Source organism: Mesorhizobium album (genome assembly GCF_033977205.1).
Lineage (GTDB): Bacteria > Pseudomonadota > Alphaproteobacteria > Rhizobiales > Rhizobiaceae > Mesorhizobium > Mesorhizobium album.
In genome coordinates this window covers 1-15,289 of the sequence record NZ_JAVIIW010000078.1, presented here as the reverse complement: position 1 = coordinate 15,289, position 15,289 = coordinate 1, and the positions used below count along the sequence as shown (strand labels likewise).

Annotated in this window: 15 protein-coding genes and 1 pseudogene; 5 read left to right on the top strand and 11 right to left on the bottom strand. The window is 62.3% G+C overall.

Annotated features, from left to right (window positions below; translation table 11 throughout):
• The first annotated feature begins 435 nt into the window (after positions 1-435).
• Positions 436-684, top strand: coding sequence for a cold-shock protein (locus tag RFN28_RS34985; RefSeq protein ID WP_430679456.1), 249 nt, complete (start codon positions 436-438; stop codon positions 682-684).
• Here the strand turns inward: RFN28_RS34985 and RFN28_RS33350 are convergent.
• From RFN28_RS33350 to RFN28_RS33335, 5 genes and pseudogenes are all read right to left on the bottom strand, one after another.
• Entirely contained in the window at positions 666-1,268 is a 603-nt protein-coding gene (locus tag RFN28_RS33350; RefSeq protein ID WP_320224054.1) for a UPF0149 family protein, read from the bottom strand. The genes RFN28_RS34985 and RFN28_RS33350 overlap by 19 nt on opposite strands.
• Positions 1,265-2,533, bottom strand: a complete 1,269-nt coding sequence (gene tnpC / locus RFN28_RS33345) for an IS66 family transposase (protein WP_430679458.1) — start codon at positions 2,531-2,533, stop codon at positions 1,265-1,267. Before tnpC ends, RFN28_RS33350 begins: the two co-directional genes overlap by 4 nt.
• A gap of 21 nt (positions 2,534-2,554) precedes the next feature.
• A pseudogene (locus tag RFN28_RS34980) lies at positions 2,555-2,848 on the bottom strand (transposase domain-containing protein); the annotation flags it as partial.
• Between the two features lie 72 nt (positions 2,849-2,920).
• On the bottom strand, positions 2,921-3,271 hold the full coding sequence (gene tnpB, locus RFN28_RS33340; protein WP_320291396.1) for an IS66 family insertion sequence element accessory protein TnpB: 351 nt from the start codon (positions 3,269-3,271) through the stop codon (positions 2,921-2,923).
• Positions 3,268-3,576: a transposase gene (locus RFN28_RS33335; protein WP_320224021.1), complete on the bottom strand. Its 309-nt coding sequence runs from the start codon at positions 3,574-3,576 to the stop codon at positions 3,268-3,270. Before RFN28_RS33335 ends, tnpB begins: the two co-directional genes overlap by 4 nt.
• A 1,454-nt stretch (positions 3,577-5,030) precedes the next feature.
• Between RFN28_RS33335 and RFN28_RS33330 the strand changes: the two genes are divergently transcribed.
• Entirely contained in the window at positions 5,031-6,401 is a 1,371-nt protein-coding gene (locus RFN28_RS33330; protein WP_407046081.1) for a M16 family metallopeptidase, read from the top strand.
• Entirely contained in the window at positions 6,401-7,780 is a 1,380-nt protein-coding gene (locus RFN28_RS33325) for a M16 family metallopeptidase (protein WP_430679453.1), read from the top strand. Before RFN28_RS33330 ends, RFN28_RS33325 begins: the two co-directional genes overlap by 1 nt.
• A gap of 328 nt (positions 7,781-8,108) precedes the next feature.
• Here the strand turns inward: RFN28_RS33325 and RFN28_RS33320 are convergent, their stop codons facing one another.
• The 4 genes from RFN28_RS33320 to RFN28_RS33305 all read right to left on the bottom strand — a co-directional run bounded on the left by RFN28_RS33320 (position 8,109) and on the right by RFN28_RS33305 (position 11,808).
• Positions 8,109-8,354 (bottom strand): hypothetical protein, encoded by a 246-nt coding sequence (locus tag RFN28_RS33320; RefSeq protein WP_320217785.1) that lies wholly within the window; start codon positions 8,352-8,354, stop codon positions 8,109-8,111.
• A 161-nt stretch (positions 8,355-8,515) separates the two neighbouring features.
• Positions 8,516-9,682 carry an alanine racemase gene (alr, locus tag RFN28_RS33315; protein WP_320217784.1) on the bottom strand — a complete coding sequence of 389 codons (1,167 nt, stop codon included), beginning with the start codon at positions 9,680-9,682 and terminating at the stop codon, positions 8,516-8,518.
• Positions 9,683-9,848: 166 nt separating this feature from the next.
• Complete coding sequence (locus RFN28_RS33310) at positions 9,849-10,256, bottom strand: Ros/MucR family transcriptional regulator (RefSeq protein WP_320217783.1); 408 nt, start codon at positions 10,254-10,256, stop codon at positions 9,849-9,851.
• A 442-nt stretch (positions 10,257-10,698) separates the two neighbouring features.
• A complete protein-coding gene (locus RFN28_RS33305; RefSeq protein WP_320224019.1) occupies positions 10,699-11,808 on the bottom strand; it encodes an IS110 family RNA-guided transposase in 1,110 nt (369 codons plus the stop codon).
• Positions 11,809-11,975: 167 nt separating this feature from the next.
• Between RFN28_RS33305 and RFN28_RS33300 the strand changes: the two genes are divergently transcribed.
• A complete protein-coding gene (locus RFN28_RS33300) occupies positions 11,976-12,134 on the top strand; it encodes a hypothetical protein (protein ID WP_320217781.1) in 159 nt (52 codons plus the stop codon).
• A 937-nt stretch (positions 12,135-13,071) separates the two neighbouring features.
• Positions 13,072-13,395 (top strand): hypothetical protein, encoded by a 324-nt coding sequence (locus tag RFN28_RS33295; RefSeq protein WP_320217780.1) that lies wholly within the window; start codon positions 13,072-13,074, stop codon positions 13,393-13,395.
• 289 nt (positions 13,396-13,684) lie between these two features.
• Here the strand turns inward: RFN28_RS33295 and RFN28_RS33290 are convergent, their stop codons facing one another.
• Positions 13,685-13,831, bottom strand: coding sequence for a hypothetical protein (locus tag RFN28_RS33290; protein WP_320224017.1), 147 nt, complete (start codon positions 13,829-13,831; stop codon positions 13,685-13,687).
• Between the two features lie 287 nt (positions 13,832-14,118).
• Positions 14,119-15,192, bottom strand: coding sequence for a Ulp1 family isopeptidase (locus tag RFN28_RS33285; RefSeq protein WP_320291394.1), 1,074 nt, complete (start codon positions 15,190-15,192; stop codon positions 14,119-14,121).
• Between the last annotated feature and the right edge of the window lie 97 nt (positions 15,193-15,289).

Here is a 15,289-nt window from a genome sequence, read left to right as displayed (position 1 = left end):
ACCAGGGCGCTGGTCGGACGACTGGGGCAAAGGCGGCAGCCAGCCAGGCTGCACCTCGACTATCTTGCCGTTGATCGGCAGGCACTGCAAAACCGACTGCGGGGCTGATGTGGCAGTTGAGATCGGTGTTACGCCGGATTGTTTCTACGGCGCAGATTACCCGCAGATCGACCACAAGGCCGGCGCATGGCGGGGTAGGTCGAAAGCCCCTCAGGGCGACTGGAGACGTGCCTCGCGCCTATCGCCTTCTCAACCTCAGATGATCAGCACCGCGCCGCAAAGGCGGTCCCCGCTACAGCGCTAGTTGAAGAGCGCGCGGGCGACCGCCTTTGCTCTCTCCAGCGCTTCAGCTCGCGTCGGTTTTCGACTGTCGTCGACAGATGACAAACCGCTCAGCGGCAGTCAGCTGGCACCTCGAACTGTGTCCACGCCGAGGTGAAGTGGTTCAATGCCAGCAAAGGTTTCGGCTTCGTTGCACTCGCCGACGGCGCGGACGCATATCTTCATATGCGGGTGGTGGAGGCGGCCGGATGCCGCAGTGGCGCGCATCTCAAGGTTATCCTTGAGGAAAGGCCAAAGGGCGTAAGCGATGCGTCAAGGCACCTTTCCCGAAGTCGCGCGGCGCGTGTATGGCGGTCAGTCGTTAGTCGGGGCGCCGGCAGCGTTCACTGCGGGTCATCATAGCGGGTGACGTAGTGGAGTTCGCGAAGGGCGGGGATGACAAGGGTGATGTCTTTGTATGCCTCGTGCTCGATGAAGTGCGCGGTCTCGGGTCCCGGCCTGGGTTTGCCGAGGACGGGCCGCCCCTTTTTGTCGACGCAATAGATCAGGATCGGCAGCAGCAGGCCGTGGTTGGGGTTGTTGAGGTCGAGTAGCCGTTTCCAGCGTTTGATGTTGAGGTTCATGGCCGCGTAGAACCCCTGGCACCATGGCCGTGGATCGATGCCGCCGCTGGGCTTGGTGGTGAAGCGGGGCGCATAATCGTGCGGTCTGTCGAACAGCGTCTCGTTGATGCGGTTGTGGATCCTGGCGAGGCTGGCAAACACGGCGTGATCGGTTGCAGAGCCCTTGGCCAGGACGTCGCGCGGCAACCCCATGAGTGGGCACATCCAGTCTTGCGGGTCCGCGAACCGCGGCCCGGTGACCGCCGCCGTTACGAAGCCATCCAGCGCCGAGACGGTCCGCACCAGCGGGCGGGGATTGGTCTTGGCGGCCATCCAGGCCTCGAGCGCCTCGTCCGGCAGCGCCATGTCATCGAGCGCGCTCATGCCGCCAAGGGGAGCGGCATCTCTTCGCGCCGCACCCAGTTCCACGGCATCAGCTCATCCCAGCGCGAGGCTGGCCAGTCGTTCTGGATGCGCTCGATGACGTCGGCCATGTAGGCTTCGGCATCGACGCCGCAGAGCTTGCAGGTCTCGATGATGCTGAGCACGACAGCGGACCGCTCGGCCGCGGCGAAGCTGCCCGAGAAAAGCCAATTGCGCCTGCCGACCGTAAATCCACGAATGGCGCGCTCCGCAATCAGGTTGTCGGGCTCGAGCTGGCCGTCGTAGAAGAAGCGATTGAACGCGCGCCATCGCTTGGTGCCATAGGCGAAGGCCTTGGCGATATCGGCATGGCGCGACAAACCCTTGGCCTGGCGCATGAGCTGTCGTCGCAGCGCCCGGACCAGTGGTCGGGTCCGCCTTCGTCGGGCGGCCAATCGCTCGGCGGGCGGGAGCCCGCGTATCTCTTCCTCGATCCGGTAGATCGCCTGGATACCGGCCATCGCCGTCGTGCTGAGCTCGGTCGGCTGGCTGTCGTGAACGTCGAATATCTTGCGACGCAGATGGGCCAGGCAGGCAGCTTCTCGAATGGCGCCGCCCTTGTAGATCTGATTGTAACCGGTAAACCCATCGGCCTGGAGCGTGCCGGCAAATCCGGCGAGCTCGCTCATCACGCTCTCGCCGGCGCGGCCCATGGTGGCGCGATACCAGGCGATCGGCGGCTCCTGCGAGCCCGAATTGCGGTCGTCGGCGACGTAAACCCAGAGCGCGCCCTTGTGCGTCTTGCCAGTGCCGGGCGCCAGGATCGGAAGCCGCGTGTCGTCGGTGTGTAGCTTGGTGCGGCTACGGCCGATCTCACGAAGGCGATTGTAGATCGGATCGAGCAAGGCCGCGGCGTAGCCGGCGCTGCGCGCAAGGGTAGATCGCTCGATATCGACGCCCTTGGCGGCCATCATCTGGGTCTGACGATAGTAGGGCAGATGATAACCCCACTTCGCCATCATGATATGGGCGAGCGCGGCGTAGCTGAGCTTGCCGCGTGCAATGGCCTTGGCGGGTGCCGGCGCCTGAATGATTTTATCGCACGTCCGGCAGCTGTACTTGGGTCGAACGGTCTCGATCACCTGCCAGGCCTGGACGACCAGGTCGAGCATCTCATCGCTATCTTCTCCCATGCCGCGCAGAGCGCCGCCGCAGCCGGGGCAGCACGCGCAAGACGGCTCGCGAACGATCCGCTTGCGCGGCAGGTTGGGGTTGAGCTTGCGCACCGGCAACGCCCGAACCTTGTCGGTGTCGGCGACGATGGGTAGCTCGGCCTCGGGCGCGCCGGCGATGAAATCGGTCTCGAGATCTTCGAGTTCGAGCAGCATCTGGCCGAGCTTCTCGGACGAGCGGCCGAAGGCCTTGCGGTTGAAGCGATCGATCCGCAGCTGCAGGCGCTGGATGCGAAGTGCGGTCTCGGCGCGCTCTCTTCGTAGCTGCTCATCGCGTTCGGCGATGGTGATGTCACGGGCAGCAACGGCCGCTTCCAGAAGCGCGATCCGGGCGAGGAAATCAGCGGTTGAGGGAGCTTGTTCCGACACCCAAATTACATACCCGAAAGAGCTCCTTCAAGGAAGCAGAATCGACACAAAATCAATAAGAAACGAGCAAAATTAGCCGGCCAGACGCGGCCGATAAGTCTTGCTCGGCCGGCGCCAGTCGATCCCCTCCAGAAGCAGCGAAAGCTGTGCCTTGGTGAGCGACACGGCGACCTGATCCTTTGTGGTTGGCCAGGCAAAACAGCCATCGGTAAGCCGCTTTGTGAACATGCAGAACCCCTGGTCGTCATGCGCCAAAATTTTTATGATATGACCCTTGCGTCCACGGAAGCAGAAGATCGCGCCAGTGTGCGGATTGAGCGCGAGCACCTGCTGCACCATCCGCGCCAGGCTATTGATCCCGCGGCGCATATCGGTCGCGCCGCAGCACAGATAAATCTGGTCGGTCGGCACCACCGTGATCACCTGGTCAACTCCGCCAGGACGATGCGCAGCGCTGTCGGATCGGCGGTCCCATCGATCCGCAATCGCGCACCGCTCGGAAAGGCCACGACGATCCTGCCGGCCGGGCCCGGGCAATCGGCGACGGGGCGGTCGACCTCGGGCAGATCGTTCACCTCGATCCGCGCGAAGGTCGCCATCGCCTGATCGGCATCGAGCTCGCCGCCGGCCATCTGCTTGCGCCACGCATAGAGCTGTGACGGAGCTACGCCGAACGCTTGCGCGACCTCGGTTACCGAAGACCCCGCCGCGCTCGCCAGGTCGACCAACGCGCGCTTCTCCGCGCAACTCCCAGCCTCCGTTGGCGCGCGCGGCCGGGCATCTTTGCACCATCTTCAGCCGCCGCGGTGCTGCTGATCTCGGCGACTACATCGCCTTCTGCATGTTCCAATGTCATGGCGCGAAAGCTCCATGTTCATCGGCCTATTGCAAGGTGCCTTGATGCAACGCTTACCAAAGGGCCGTCAGGTGGCGCAAAGGTAGAGGTCGTGAAAGCGTCAACTCCTCAGCGTGTAGCGGACCGATCCAGTGTTGGACTGGGCCCCCAGTCGGAGATCTCAGGCACCGTTAAGTTTTACAATCCTGAAAGGGGCTGCGGCTTCATTGCACTAAAAGCGGCGAGAAGGATATTTCGTTCATGCCTCTGCGCTGACCCGGTCTGGGCTCGCTGCGCTGGTTGAAGGGCAAAAAGTATTCGCCGAATGCGCGGCAGGCAAAAGAGGTCTGGAACGCATTCGGCTCGCATAGCTCATCGCTCGGGCAGCCGATTCTGGGTAACGAGCCCGCTGCCGGAAGGCGACAGCGGGCTCGCATCGAAAACAGCGCACGAAGGGACAGCGCTGAATTCACGCCGGCATGCACTTCAGGGACGTGCAATGCCGACACCGGGACCTTACAGGCCGAAGAGCTCATCGCAATGCACAAAATCTTTTCGCATGTGCGAAATTGTCAACACCACAGTTGCGCCAGGAATAATTATTCGCTGAACAATTGAGGCTGTCGCGTAGCCATCACGGTGCCCAGTATATTGTTGTTGGTCCGATAACTGCGTCCTCAGAGGAACTGGCTTGGGAGGGGGAGAAATGGGTCCAAGATGCGGTTGCCCTATCGGCGCCCGCCACCTGTTGAGGAAATGGCTACCAACTAGGATACTGTTCAGCGCCTAAACTGCCGATGGCAAAAGCGGCGACTTTGAACATTGCTCAGGGCCCGGGCGTTCTTGGTCTGAGTTCGGTTGGGCAGGTAAATTACATGGCGCGCAGATTGCTCCGCATGGCGCAACTGCGAGGAACTTACCCCCATTCACCGAGACACAGCAGTATCGCTGGCCGGCTATCTGGAAGCACCGCCACAGCAGCTCCGGTTCGGAGGGAGCACCCGCTTGGTGGTGCTCTCGCCTTCGAGGCTTACACGCTGATTTAGTCTAGCCAGCCGATGCTGCGGAAAGGGTAGGGGGACCTATCCGCCACCGCCGGCCAGATAATGAGCGATACCGCACCAGCCATGCTGGCCCCTGGTTCGGGAGCGTGAACGGCAACGTGCCGAACCACCGCTCCCTTGCGATCGCATTGGCCAAGGCTGGGGAGTGAAACCCGACAATGTCCGACAACCGACATCGTCGGTTTGGGTGCGAACGCGTTGCCCGCAAGTCATTTCTGCCTGGCACGTTCCATGCTTACCTGATCTGTCGAACGCGTAGCGCACCAAGGAGCAAAACAGAGTCATGACGATGTTCGCTGCAAACCCCGGCGGCTGGGTTTCCAAGACCCTGCTGGTAACCATCTTAGCCTTCACCGGAATCAGGTCGCCAATGGCCGGCGAAAAGTCTCCATCCGATTTCCTGCTCCGCAATGGCATGGAAGTGGTGGTCATTCCTGACCATCGCGCTCCGATCGTCACCCACATGGTCTGGTACAAGGTCGGCAGTGCCGACGAGCCGCCCGGCAAATCCGGCATCGCGCATTTCTTCGAGCATCTGATGTTCAAGGCCACCGCCAACCACGCCGCCGGCGAGCTCGATCGTGCGGTGTCCGAGATCGGCGGCTCCAAGAATGCCTTTACCTACTACGACTTCACCGCTTTCCACGAGACCGTGCCGCCCTCGGCGCTGGGCCAGATGATGAGCTATGAGGCCGACCGCATGCGCAACCTCGTCCTCACCGACGACGTCATCAAGACTGAACGCGACGTGATTCTCGAGGAGCGCCGCTCGCGCATCGAAAATAATCCGCAGGCGGTGCTCACAGAGGAGCTTGATGCTACGCTCTGGCAAAATCAGCCTTATCGCATCTCGGTCGTCGGCTGGATGCAGGAAATCCAACAGCTCAACCGAGAGGACGCGAAGGCGTTTTACGACGCCCACTACCACCCAAATAGCGCGGTGCTGGTGGTGGTGGGCGATGTCGATCCCGACGCCGTGAAGGCAATGGCCGAAAGGACCTACGGCAAGATCGCGCGTGGACCGGATCTGCCGCCGCGCATCCGCCCCGTGGAGCCGGAGCAGAACACCAGACGCACGGTGACGCTCACCGATGCGCGCGTCTCGGTGCCGAGCTTTTCCACGCAATGGGTGGTGCCATCCTATCATACGGCCAAACCCGGCGAGGCGGAGGCGCTCGACCTGCTGGCCGAGATCCTCGGCGGCGGCAACCGCAGCCGGCTGTATCAGGAGCTCGTCGTCAAGCAGGGAATCGCCTCCTCGGCGGCCGCCTATTTCCAGGGCACGATGCTCGATGCCACCAACTTCACCGTCTATGGCGCCCCGCGCGGCGACGCCAAGCTCAGCGATGTCGAGGCGGCGGTCGATGCCGAGATCGCCCGCATCGTCAAGGACGGCGTGTGCGACGATGAGCTGGAGCGGGCCAAGACCCGCTACGTTCGTTCGATGATTTTCACCCGCGACAAACAGGACGAAATGGCCAATCTGTACGGCTGGACGCTCGCTACCGGCGGCAATGTGAAGGACGTTCAGGAATGGCCGGACCGCATCCGCAAGGTCACGGCGGAAGAGGTCAAGGCGGCCGCCGCCCGCTACCTCGTGCTCGACCACTCGACCACCGGCTATCTCTTGCCCCAGCAACAGGCGGGGAATTGATGATGAGCCTGGTCCTTGAACGGATGAGCGGCGTTCCTTCCCCCGCGAGGGGAGAAGGAACGGTGGTGCGCGCCATCGCCACTCTGTGCTTTGCCCTGTTCTTCCTGTCGCTGCCGGCGCTTGACGCGCGCGCCGCGATGAACATCCAGGAGGTCAGGTCGAAGAAGGGCGTCACCGCCTGGCTGGTGGAAGACCATTCCATACCGCTGATTGCCATCCGCTTCGTCTTCGATGGCGGCACCGCCCAGGATCCCGTCGGCAAGGAAGGGCTGGTCAATCTGATGACCGGCCTGTTCGACGAAGGCGCAGGCGACCTCGATAGCGAGGCCTTCCAGCAGAAGCTCGACGATGCCGGCGCCGAGATAAGTTTCCAGGCGGCGCGCGACGGGACCTACGGCTGGATGCGCATGCTGTCCGATCACAAGGACGAAGCTTTCGGCCTGCTGAAGCTGACGGTCAACAGCCCGCGCTTCGACCAGGCGCCGATCGACCGCATCCGCAGCCAGATCCTCTCCGGCATCCTTGCCAACGAGCGCGATCCCAATACGGTGGCGCGGCAGCGCTGGCTGCGCGCCATCTACGGCCAGCATCCCTATTCGCGGCCGGACGAAGGGACCAAGCAGAGCTTGGCCACCATCACGGCCGCAGACATCAGGGCTTTTCACAAAGCGAATTTTGCCCGCGGCGGCCTGCATGTGGCGGTGGTGGGCGATATCGACGCCGCCACGCTGAGCGGCAAGCTGGACGAGGTGTTCGGCGATCTGCCGCAGAAGCAGACGCTGGCTCCCGTGGAAGACGTCAAACTCAAGCTCGGCCAGCAGCTCGAAGTCAATTACGACCTGCCGCAGACCTCGCTGCAGCTTGCCTGGCCCGGCGTGAAACCGAACGCGCGAGATTTCTTCGCTGCCGCGCTAATGAATGAGATCCTCGGCGGTTCGACCTTCACCTCGCGCCTCTTCGAGGAGGTGCGCGAGAAGCGCGGCCTTGCCTATGGCGTCAGCTCGAAGCTAGTCGCTCACGAGCATTCCAACGCGCTACTGGTGACGACTGCGACGCGCTCCGATCGGGCCGCCGAGACGCTTTCGATCGTGCGCAAGGTGGTGAAGGACATGGCCGAGAAGGGGCCGACCGAGGAGGAGCTCGCGGCGACCAAGAAATACCTGATCGGCTCGTTTGCGATTAACCACCTCAAGTCTTCGGATTCGATTGCGGCGACACTGGTCGGGCTACAGCGCGACAATTTCGCCATGGACTATATCAAAAACCGCGCTGCGCTGATCGACGCCGTATCTCTGGAGGATGTCAGGACGGAGGCTAGGAAGCTTCTGTCGGCCGATCCGACCGTCATGATCGTCGGGCCGCCGCTCAACCGATATTAAAGGATGAGCGGCAGCTTCCTTGCTGGTTAGCAAGGCAGCCAATCGCTTAAGCTTGCATCACCTGTCTCCTGGCGCTAATGCCGCCCTCTTTCTGCGGCGTATGCCTACGACAAAAAATGCGAGCGCACGCGATCCGCGCGGCAATGATAAGTCGAGCTGTGGCGTCTAAGCTGACGCCTCAACATCGTAGATCGGCCACCTCCGATTGCTAGGTACCGAGGCACAGCCGTCCCGGCGCCGGCTTGCCGCGCCAGCATTGACTGACTTTGAGGTTCTGAGCGCGCTGATTCCTCCCGGGTCAGCCGCGCCAGCTTCTACGATCCCGAGATCAATCGCAGCTACGGCATGATGGCATCCCATTATGGCGTCGGCGTTCTTCCAGCACGGCCGGATCAACGCGACCCAGGATCAGACCGAAACTGGCCGCTTTCAAATCGGAACGGCGGCCGGAATGAAATCGGAATGACTGGCCGGCTTCAAATCGGAATCGATGGCCGGCTTCGTCGGAATACGCATCCAGGCCTGCCTTCGGCCCCATTTGGTCGATGAGCTTCAGCGCCGAATTGATTGTCAATTCCGGCAGGGACGACTCCTAGGCCGCTTTTTTTGATACCCACGATCGCGCGACGCCGCAGTGAGCCGCGCGACGTCGCGGTGTGCAAGGAGAGTTGGTCGGCGGGAGTGTATGCGTTGCTCTGGAATCACCCGCTCTCGATTGTTGTGCTCTTATGAATCTCAGACATAGACGCGTGGAACGTGGTCCCGGAGCTGAGCATACAGCCCGACGATGTCAGTGCCCCACCAGGTGGCGACCTCATGCTGTGTGATGGTCTGATCTCCCTGCTGCCCGAGCAAGAGCACCTGATCGCCGAAACAAGCATCGGGGATGTCCGTGAGGTCGATACGGAGATGTTCTAAATGAACCGGCGGCAGCAGAGGCGCACGCCGGCCTCTCACCAGTGCCTCAGCGCCGGGCGGGAGCTGACGCGGCAGCCCGTCTCCCCAACCGATACCGAGCACTCCGACGACCATTCCTTGCTGGTAGCCAGGCAGGTCCGGCGCCGTCCCGAGCGAGGAGTCGGTCCGCTTGATTGAGACCAGAGAGCTCGAAATGGCTTTAAGAGCCGGCCGCAGGGTGACAGGCCGGGTGGAATGATCCGTGTCGGAGACACCAATGAACAAGGCGCCGGGATCGACGGCATCGAAATCCATCTCAGGGTATCGAAGCACACCCACCGTGCTCGCCACCATCGCAATGGGAGGTCGTGTCCCAGAAGCATTGGCCGATTGAAGAATCTGCTGCAAACGGGAGCGCTGTTCGCTTACATGGAAGGGCGTCTCCGAAGGCAGTTCGCTGAGATGCGCATAAAGCCCTTCGACATCGACATCGTCATAAGCATGGCCGGCCGCGAGCAATGCGCTGACAGCCGACGGCGCTGCCCCCGACCTGTAAAAGCCAAGATCAACCTTTACAAAGACCCGCGTGCTGTCCATTGCGGCACGCCAGCGTTCCAGTTCCTCGAGGCTGGAGATCGTGACTGTAAGCCCGAGCCGTTCGATGATGTCGGCCGATGACGGCAGAGGTCCTGGATAGAGCAGGATTGGAAGCTCGACTCCCATATGCCTTATCGCGACCGCATCCGGCAGCGCGGCGACGCCGAAGCCGTCAACCCCCTCTGCAGCCAGAGCTGAAGCCACCGGTCCGGCGCCGCACCCATAACCGTTGCGCTTCAGGCACGCGAAAATCCGTACTGCCGCGGGCAGGTGTGCGCGAAGCTGGCGATAATTGTGCCTGATCGCGTCTAGGTCGATCTCGTACCAGCTGCCGCGCAGCGGCGTGCGGTGGGGGTCAGAGGCGGCGGGTGGACCGCAATGTATCAGTGTCTGATAGTCAAGCTGCAAAGTTTTTCCGATACCGTCTAAGTGTTGGTGATAGGTGGGTTCCTAACCGCGTTCGGGAGCATTCCACCCTCAAGGAGGCAATTTAACCATCAGAGGCAAGGCCATCAGTGTTGGCAAGCCCTCAGGGAGCTTGCGGGCCTCTCTTAGCGTGCGCCGCTTTTGCTTGTCAGGTAGCCTTGCGGCCAAGTCCCATTGACTTGGCAAGCGAAGAACGGGCGGCGGCGTAGTTCGGGGCCACCATCGGATAGTCAGCCGGCAGGCCCCATTTGGCGCGGTATTCGTCCGGCGTCAGGCCATAGTGAACGGAAAGATGCCGCTTCAGCGACTTGAACTTCTTCCCGTCCTCCAAGCTGATGATGTAGTCCGGCGTGACGGACTTCCTGATGGGCACCGCTGGCGTGAGAGCTTCCGGCTTTTCCGCCGCGCCGCCGCCGGCGCTCTTCAACGCTCCATGCACTCGATCGATCAGGGCCGGGAGATCGCCGACCGGGACTGGATTGTTCGAGACATAGGCTGAGACCACCTCGGCGGTCAGCTCGATAAGGGCGCTGGTGTTGTCATCGGTTTCTTCCATCGCGGTGCACTCCTTGCCTGAAGCAATGTCGCCGAAGCTCGTTTTTTTAACGGTGGCGCGGCATGAACGCAACGAAGTCCGCGGGTAACGGGGTCGGGTTGAAAGTCCACGGAGGCTTTTTCCCACTGACGGCCCAGGAAGCGCGCGATTATCGGCGCCCTCCCTGTCAAGGTTGAAGGCAAGAAGGCTCGCCCTGCTTGGCAGGTTTGCCATGCAGTCGGATCGGTTGAAGCTGCACAGGGCTGGGGGTGGAGCTCAGAGACGACGGTTGATCAGACTCTCATCCGCGGGTTGGGTACCGGCCTTCCGTGTCTTCGTCTCGGGGCTGTCCTCGGTCTAGAGGGCGGGCGTCGGGCGCATCGGCTCGGCCACATAACTAGCGACGGGAGTTCCCCACCGTGGCCCACCCCCAACGCTGTGCAGCGGGTTGGGTCGAGACCGGCTAAGACGGCGCGACCTCCCGGCCGATGGCCCACAAGAAGGCGGCCATCTCGCGTGCGATCGCAGCCACGACCACCGGCGGCTTCTTGCCAGTGGCGCTGAGGCGGCGATAGCGGGCGCAGAGCCGGACCTGCCCCTTCCAGGCAATATCGCGGACAGCCTTGGGCAGCCCCTCGAGCCGCACCCTCAGGGCCTCGCTGACCCTGGCGGGGTAGCGGTAAGTCCATGCCGCTTCGACCAGGGCGCGACGGGCGCGTCGATAGCCGGCGAGCGTAAGGCTCGACCGGCGAACCGTGTCACCGGTCGAGCGCTCCCCCGGGACAAGGCCGAGAAGGGCCATCAACTGCGGCGGCGTATCGAAGCGACGCACATCCCCAATCTCGGCCGCGAAGATCACTGCGACCAGGAACGAGGCGCCACGCATGGCCTGATAGGCCTCGACGACCCGCGCCATGGACCAGGTTGGCACGACAGCGCGCAACTGCTCGTCCAGGCGATGTAGTCGCTGAGCCGCGTCCTCGATCGCGTCGATCTTCTCCTGGAACACGATCTGCTGCGCGGTATGCTCGAAGCTCTGGCGGGCAAGCCAGCGCCGGTGCGCCAATGTCCAATGGCCGCCGTTCTCGTAGATCCGCCCATGGCGCAGGAGGAAGGAAAGTAGCTGCTGGCGTTTGCGGCGCAGGTCGTCGGCTGCGGCTTCCCGGGCTCGGACCAGATCGCGGACAGCCTCGTGGACCACGTCCGGCACCCAGACCCCGGTCAGCTCGCCCGCCCGATGCAGCCGCGCGAGCGTGACCGCGTCCCGCCGGTTGGTCTTCACATGCTCGCCCGGCCGCTTCGGGATCAGAGCCGGCGCAACCACCATGCAATCGTGTCCAAGATCGCGGACCTGCCGGCACAACCCATAACCGGTCGGCCCGGCCTCGAAGCAGACGTGCAGTCGATCATACTTCTTTCCCAGCCTCTTGATCGTCCGCTCGATCGCCGCCGGACTATTCTCGACCTCGCCGACAAACCGGACCTCGCCAGTGCGACCGCCCTCCGCAATCGCAACCGCGTGCTTCTTCTTGGCTACATCAAACGCAACAAATGCTTCGCTATACTCTCCCATGGCTCGCCCTCCGTGCGTGAGGATCGGCTCGGCCCATCCGAGCAACCCTCGTCCTTTAATCGCACGAAAGGGCGGGCCACCGATCTCCGCCTCGGAACATGACGTCTAGGTCCGCTTTACCATGGTGTCGGGTTGCGCGATTGTTGCGCTATGGATACAGGCGAGCGATGCGCCAGACGAAGAAGGCATTGCCTTTCGTGCCGAGCGAATTTCACGCTTCGACAGTCGAGGATTCCAAAGGCGTGATTGGCATTCTCTCGATTCACACCACGGAAAGGCCTTTTGGATATCGCGCTCGACGCCGCACGCTGCCGATGCAATCCTGAAGGCCCATCTGTTCGATCCGGTCGAAACTGCCTGTATAAAAAAGAGCTCGGTCGTAAGCCGGGCACAGGAGTTACACGGGAACGCGGGCCAACCGGCGGGATCAGCCGTGCCTTAGCCTGCAGCCGCATCATGACGGCTGAATTAAGTCTCGCTAGGCAACACTTGGCGGCCGAGCGCAAACGCCTCGAATCCTGCGGCGTGGGTGAACTGGACAGCAGCCGATCAGCTGTGACCAAATCGGGAACCGCGGGTCCCGGCGAGTCAGATAGCGTTTAGCGAATCTGCCGATTTTCCTGGTCCGAAGGGGCCCTCCTTCCTGGTGCGGGCCGAGGTTCCCAGTGGGCTGTGCAAATGTATGGACACATCGCCGGACAGGCTCTGGATGCGGTCTCAAACGTCTGCGAATGTGCACCAGATGGCGGGCCGACCTAGCTTGGCGGTCTCCGGCAATCGCGCAGGCGCGACAGCTGCCGCCGGGCTGAGTAGCTTCGCTTCCGCCAACTGCAGCGACGTGTGCACGGGGCAGGGGCGGCTCGAGCCGTCCATCCGGCGGGAGGAGATAGAGTTGGTCCGATTCGGATGGCGACGCGAGCCGCAAGCGAGCCCTATCGTGAATTGTCCGGCGATGACAAATTACGAAATGTATAGGCCTTCGTCCGAACGTGATCTGAGGGAACCGACCCCCCGGTCCTGCCCGGTGAAATTGGCCGAGCCGACCGACTTGGAATCTTCCGGCTTTGCCGCCCAATGCCCGGACAATCCAAGATCAGTGGCAATAACAGCCGTCCATCCCCGCCGCCTCGACGGTTCAGATGGGGATTTTTGTGCTGGGATAGATCGGACTGTCGGTCGCTACGCGATAGTCGTGAAGCCGCGTTTTCGCCCTGCTCGCGTCTTGGTAGCGACCATCGCACGACGTTCGGAGACCCGCCTACCATGATAGAAGAAAAAGTCGGTTTTTGTACGCTGTGTAAGTCACGGTGTGGCACCATCAACGTCGTCGAAAACGACTGGCTCAAAAAGGCGGTGCCAAATCCTGATCATCCGACCGGCAAGGCAGTTTGCCTCAAGGGCCGATCGGCGCCGGAAATCGTCCACAATTCAAGGCGTCTTAGGCGCCGCTCCGGCGCACGACGTCGAAGAGTGATCCCAGATCCGCAGTGGGTGCAGGTTTCTTGGGACGAAGCACTCGATGAGATCGCTGATCGGTTGAAGGGCCATGTTGCCCGAGGCGGTCCGAGTCAGTCGCCTTCGCGGTAACCTCGGGATCGTCATCCCCGTTGTCGGACAGCACCTATTGGATCCTGCGATTCGGAGAGCTTATTGAACGCGCGGCGTTCGATAGGGATTTCGTGCGAGATTGGACGAATGCTCCATGTCTTGTCAGGTCGGACAACGATCGCTTGGCGCGGAGCCTGTAGCTGTCGCGCGCGGATGGTCAGCACGTGGCTGTAGTGTGTTCGAAGACGATTTCCTCGATTGCAATTGCGGCTTTCAACCAGGGCGAAATCCTTATCATGCCTTGCAGGCTGTGCGCCGGGATCTTCGCCTAGGGCGGAAGCAGGACTGCTGTGAAGGCGAGTTCCGCCGACAGTCGCCTCGCCGCGTGACCCCCTTTGCGCTTGAAGCCAGTTTCGCCGGTCGCCTGGTAGAGCGGCTCGTCATTGACACGCAGCAGCTTTTCCCTGCCTGGCATCTGGCCGCTTCTGGAGCCTGACAGCCCGGCCATTGAGCCGGCGCTCGGGCGCAGGCATGGACGCGGAGCGCGTTGACGCCGCAAAAAATTGCCGATTGCTTCATTTGAAGCGGAAAAGGCGGATTTCGAAATCTTCAGGTAATACGCCTCCCCGATAAGCGCGTGGTGACGGCTGCCGACGGCTTATAGAGGACGTGTGACAGGCGATGTTTATTGGTTTGGCCTTTGGCTCGGCTCGGGCCTGATCGGGGGCTTGGCTGATGGGCAGCGCGACTCCTGTGCCAGCCCTATGACCCGAGCCGGCGTTGGAGTGCCTGCCGATCGATGACGAGGTTGTCGAGGTGCAGCCTGGCTGGCTGCCGCCTTTGCCCCAGTCGTCCGACCAGCGCCCTGGTGCCGTCAAGCACAAAGGCACCGCAATCATAGCCGTTCTGCTGCTGGGTTATGCGGGCCGGCTCCAGGTGGGCTCCCAGCCGTCGTGCGAGCTGTGCCGCGGGCTGGTCGTTGAGCCGCCCGGCGGAGTCGTAATGATAGGCAACCGGCCTTTCCCGCTCGCGTCGATCAACCATAAGCAGCGACCAGTGGCTGCCGCGGCGGTCAGGATCGGTAGCGCTGGCATCGTTGACAGGCAGGAACATGAAGTCGGCAATGTCGTTGCCATTGCGATCATAGACGATGCGCTGGAAAGCCCTGAGCGCGGCATTGTCGGAGCCCAGGCGCAGATGGTAGTGGGCTATCAGCGGGTCGATGAGCCGCGTTCGGGCGGCGAGATCTGGATTTTCCCTCTGCAGCTCCTGCGCCAGAAGTTCGTAATCCCTCTGGATATGCTCATCGTTCAGCCATTCCGTGGCGCCTAGTGCCAGCCCGCTGCGGTCGTGGGACGAGGCTTGCGGATCGAGCGCCTCAACCTGAGCGTCGGAGGCTGTACCTGGAAATGGCGTAGAGTGAGCATCATCACGCAGCTCAGCCGGTGTGGACGGCAAATCGACCAAGGAATCAAGACCGCGGTAGATGTCTGACGAGCGAGCTGACGTGGATTTCGGCGTTGGCCACGTAGTCGCGTCAAAATCAGACGGAATCTGCGGCGACCAATTCGAGTCGGAGCCGGCAGATTCCCGCCGCCCAGCTTGGTCCACCTCCTGCCAAAGCTGCGACTGATCGTAACTTTCCTGCGAGGCGGCAGGCCTTACCCCCAAATCGGCCTGCTCCCGCGAGCCAAGCTGTGGCCCGAGCTCCGGGTGCCTGCCATGTGCAGCGCTCGACGCCGCCGAACCTTCGCCAGGCACGCTCGACGATGGCCCGGCAATCGATCTCGACCTGGCAGCGTCCGACCGCGGCGCGGAGCCGGCATCGTCCTGCAAGTCGACGATGTCATCAAGCCCGGCATAGATCTGCGATGATCTGCGTGACGAGCCGGGCTGGGCAATTGCCGAGCCGTCAACTGCGGTCCAGTGGCCC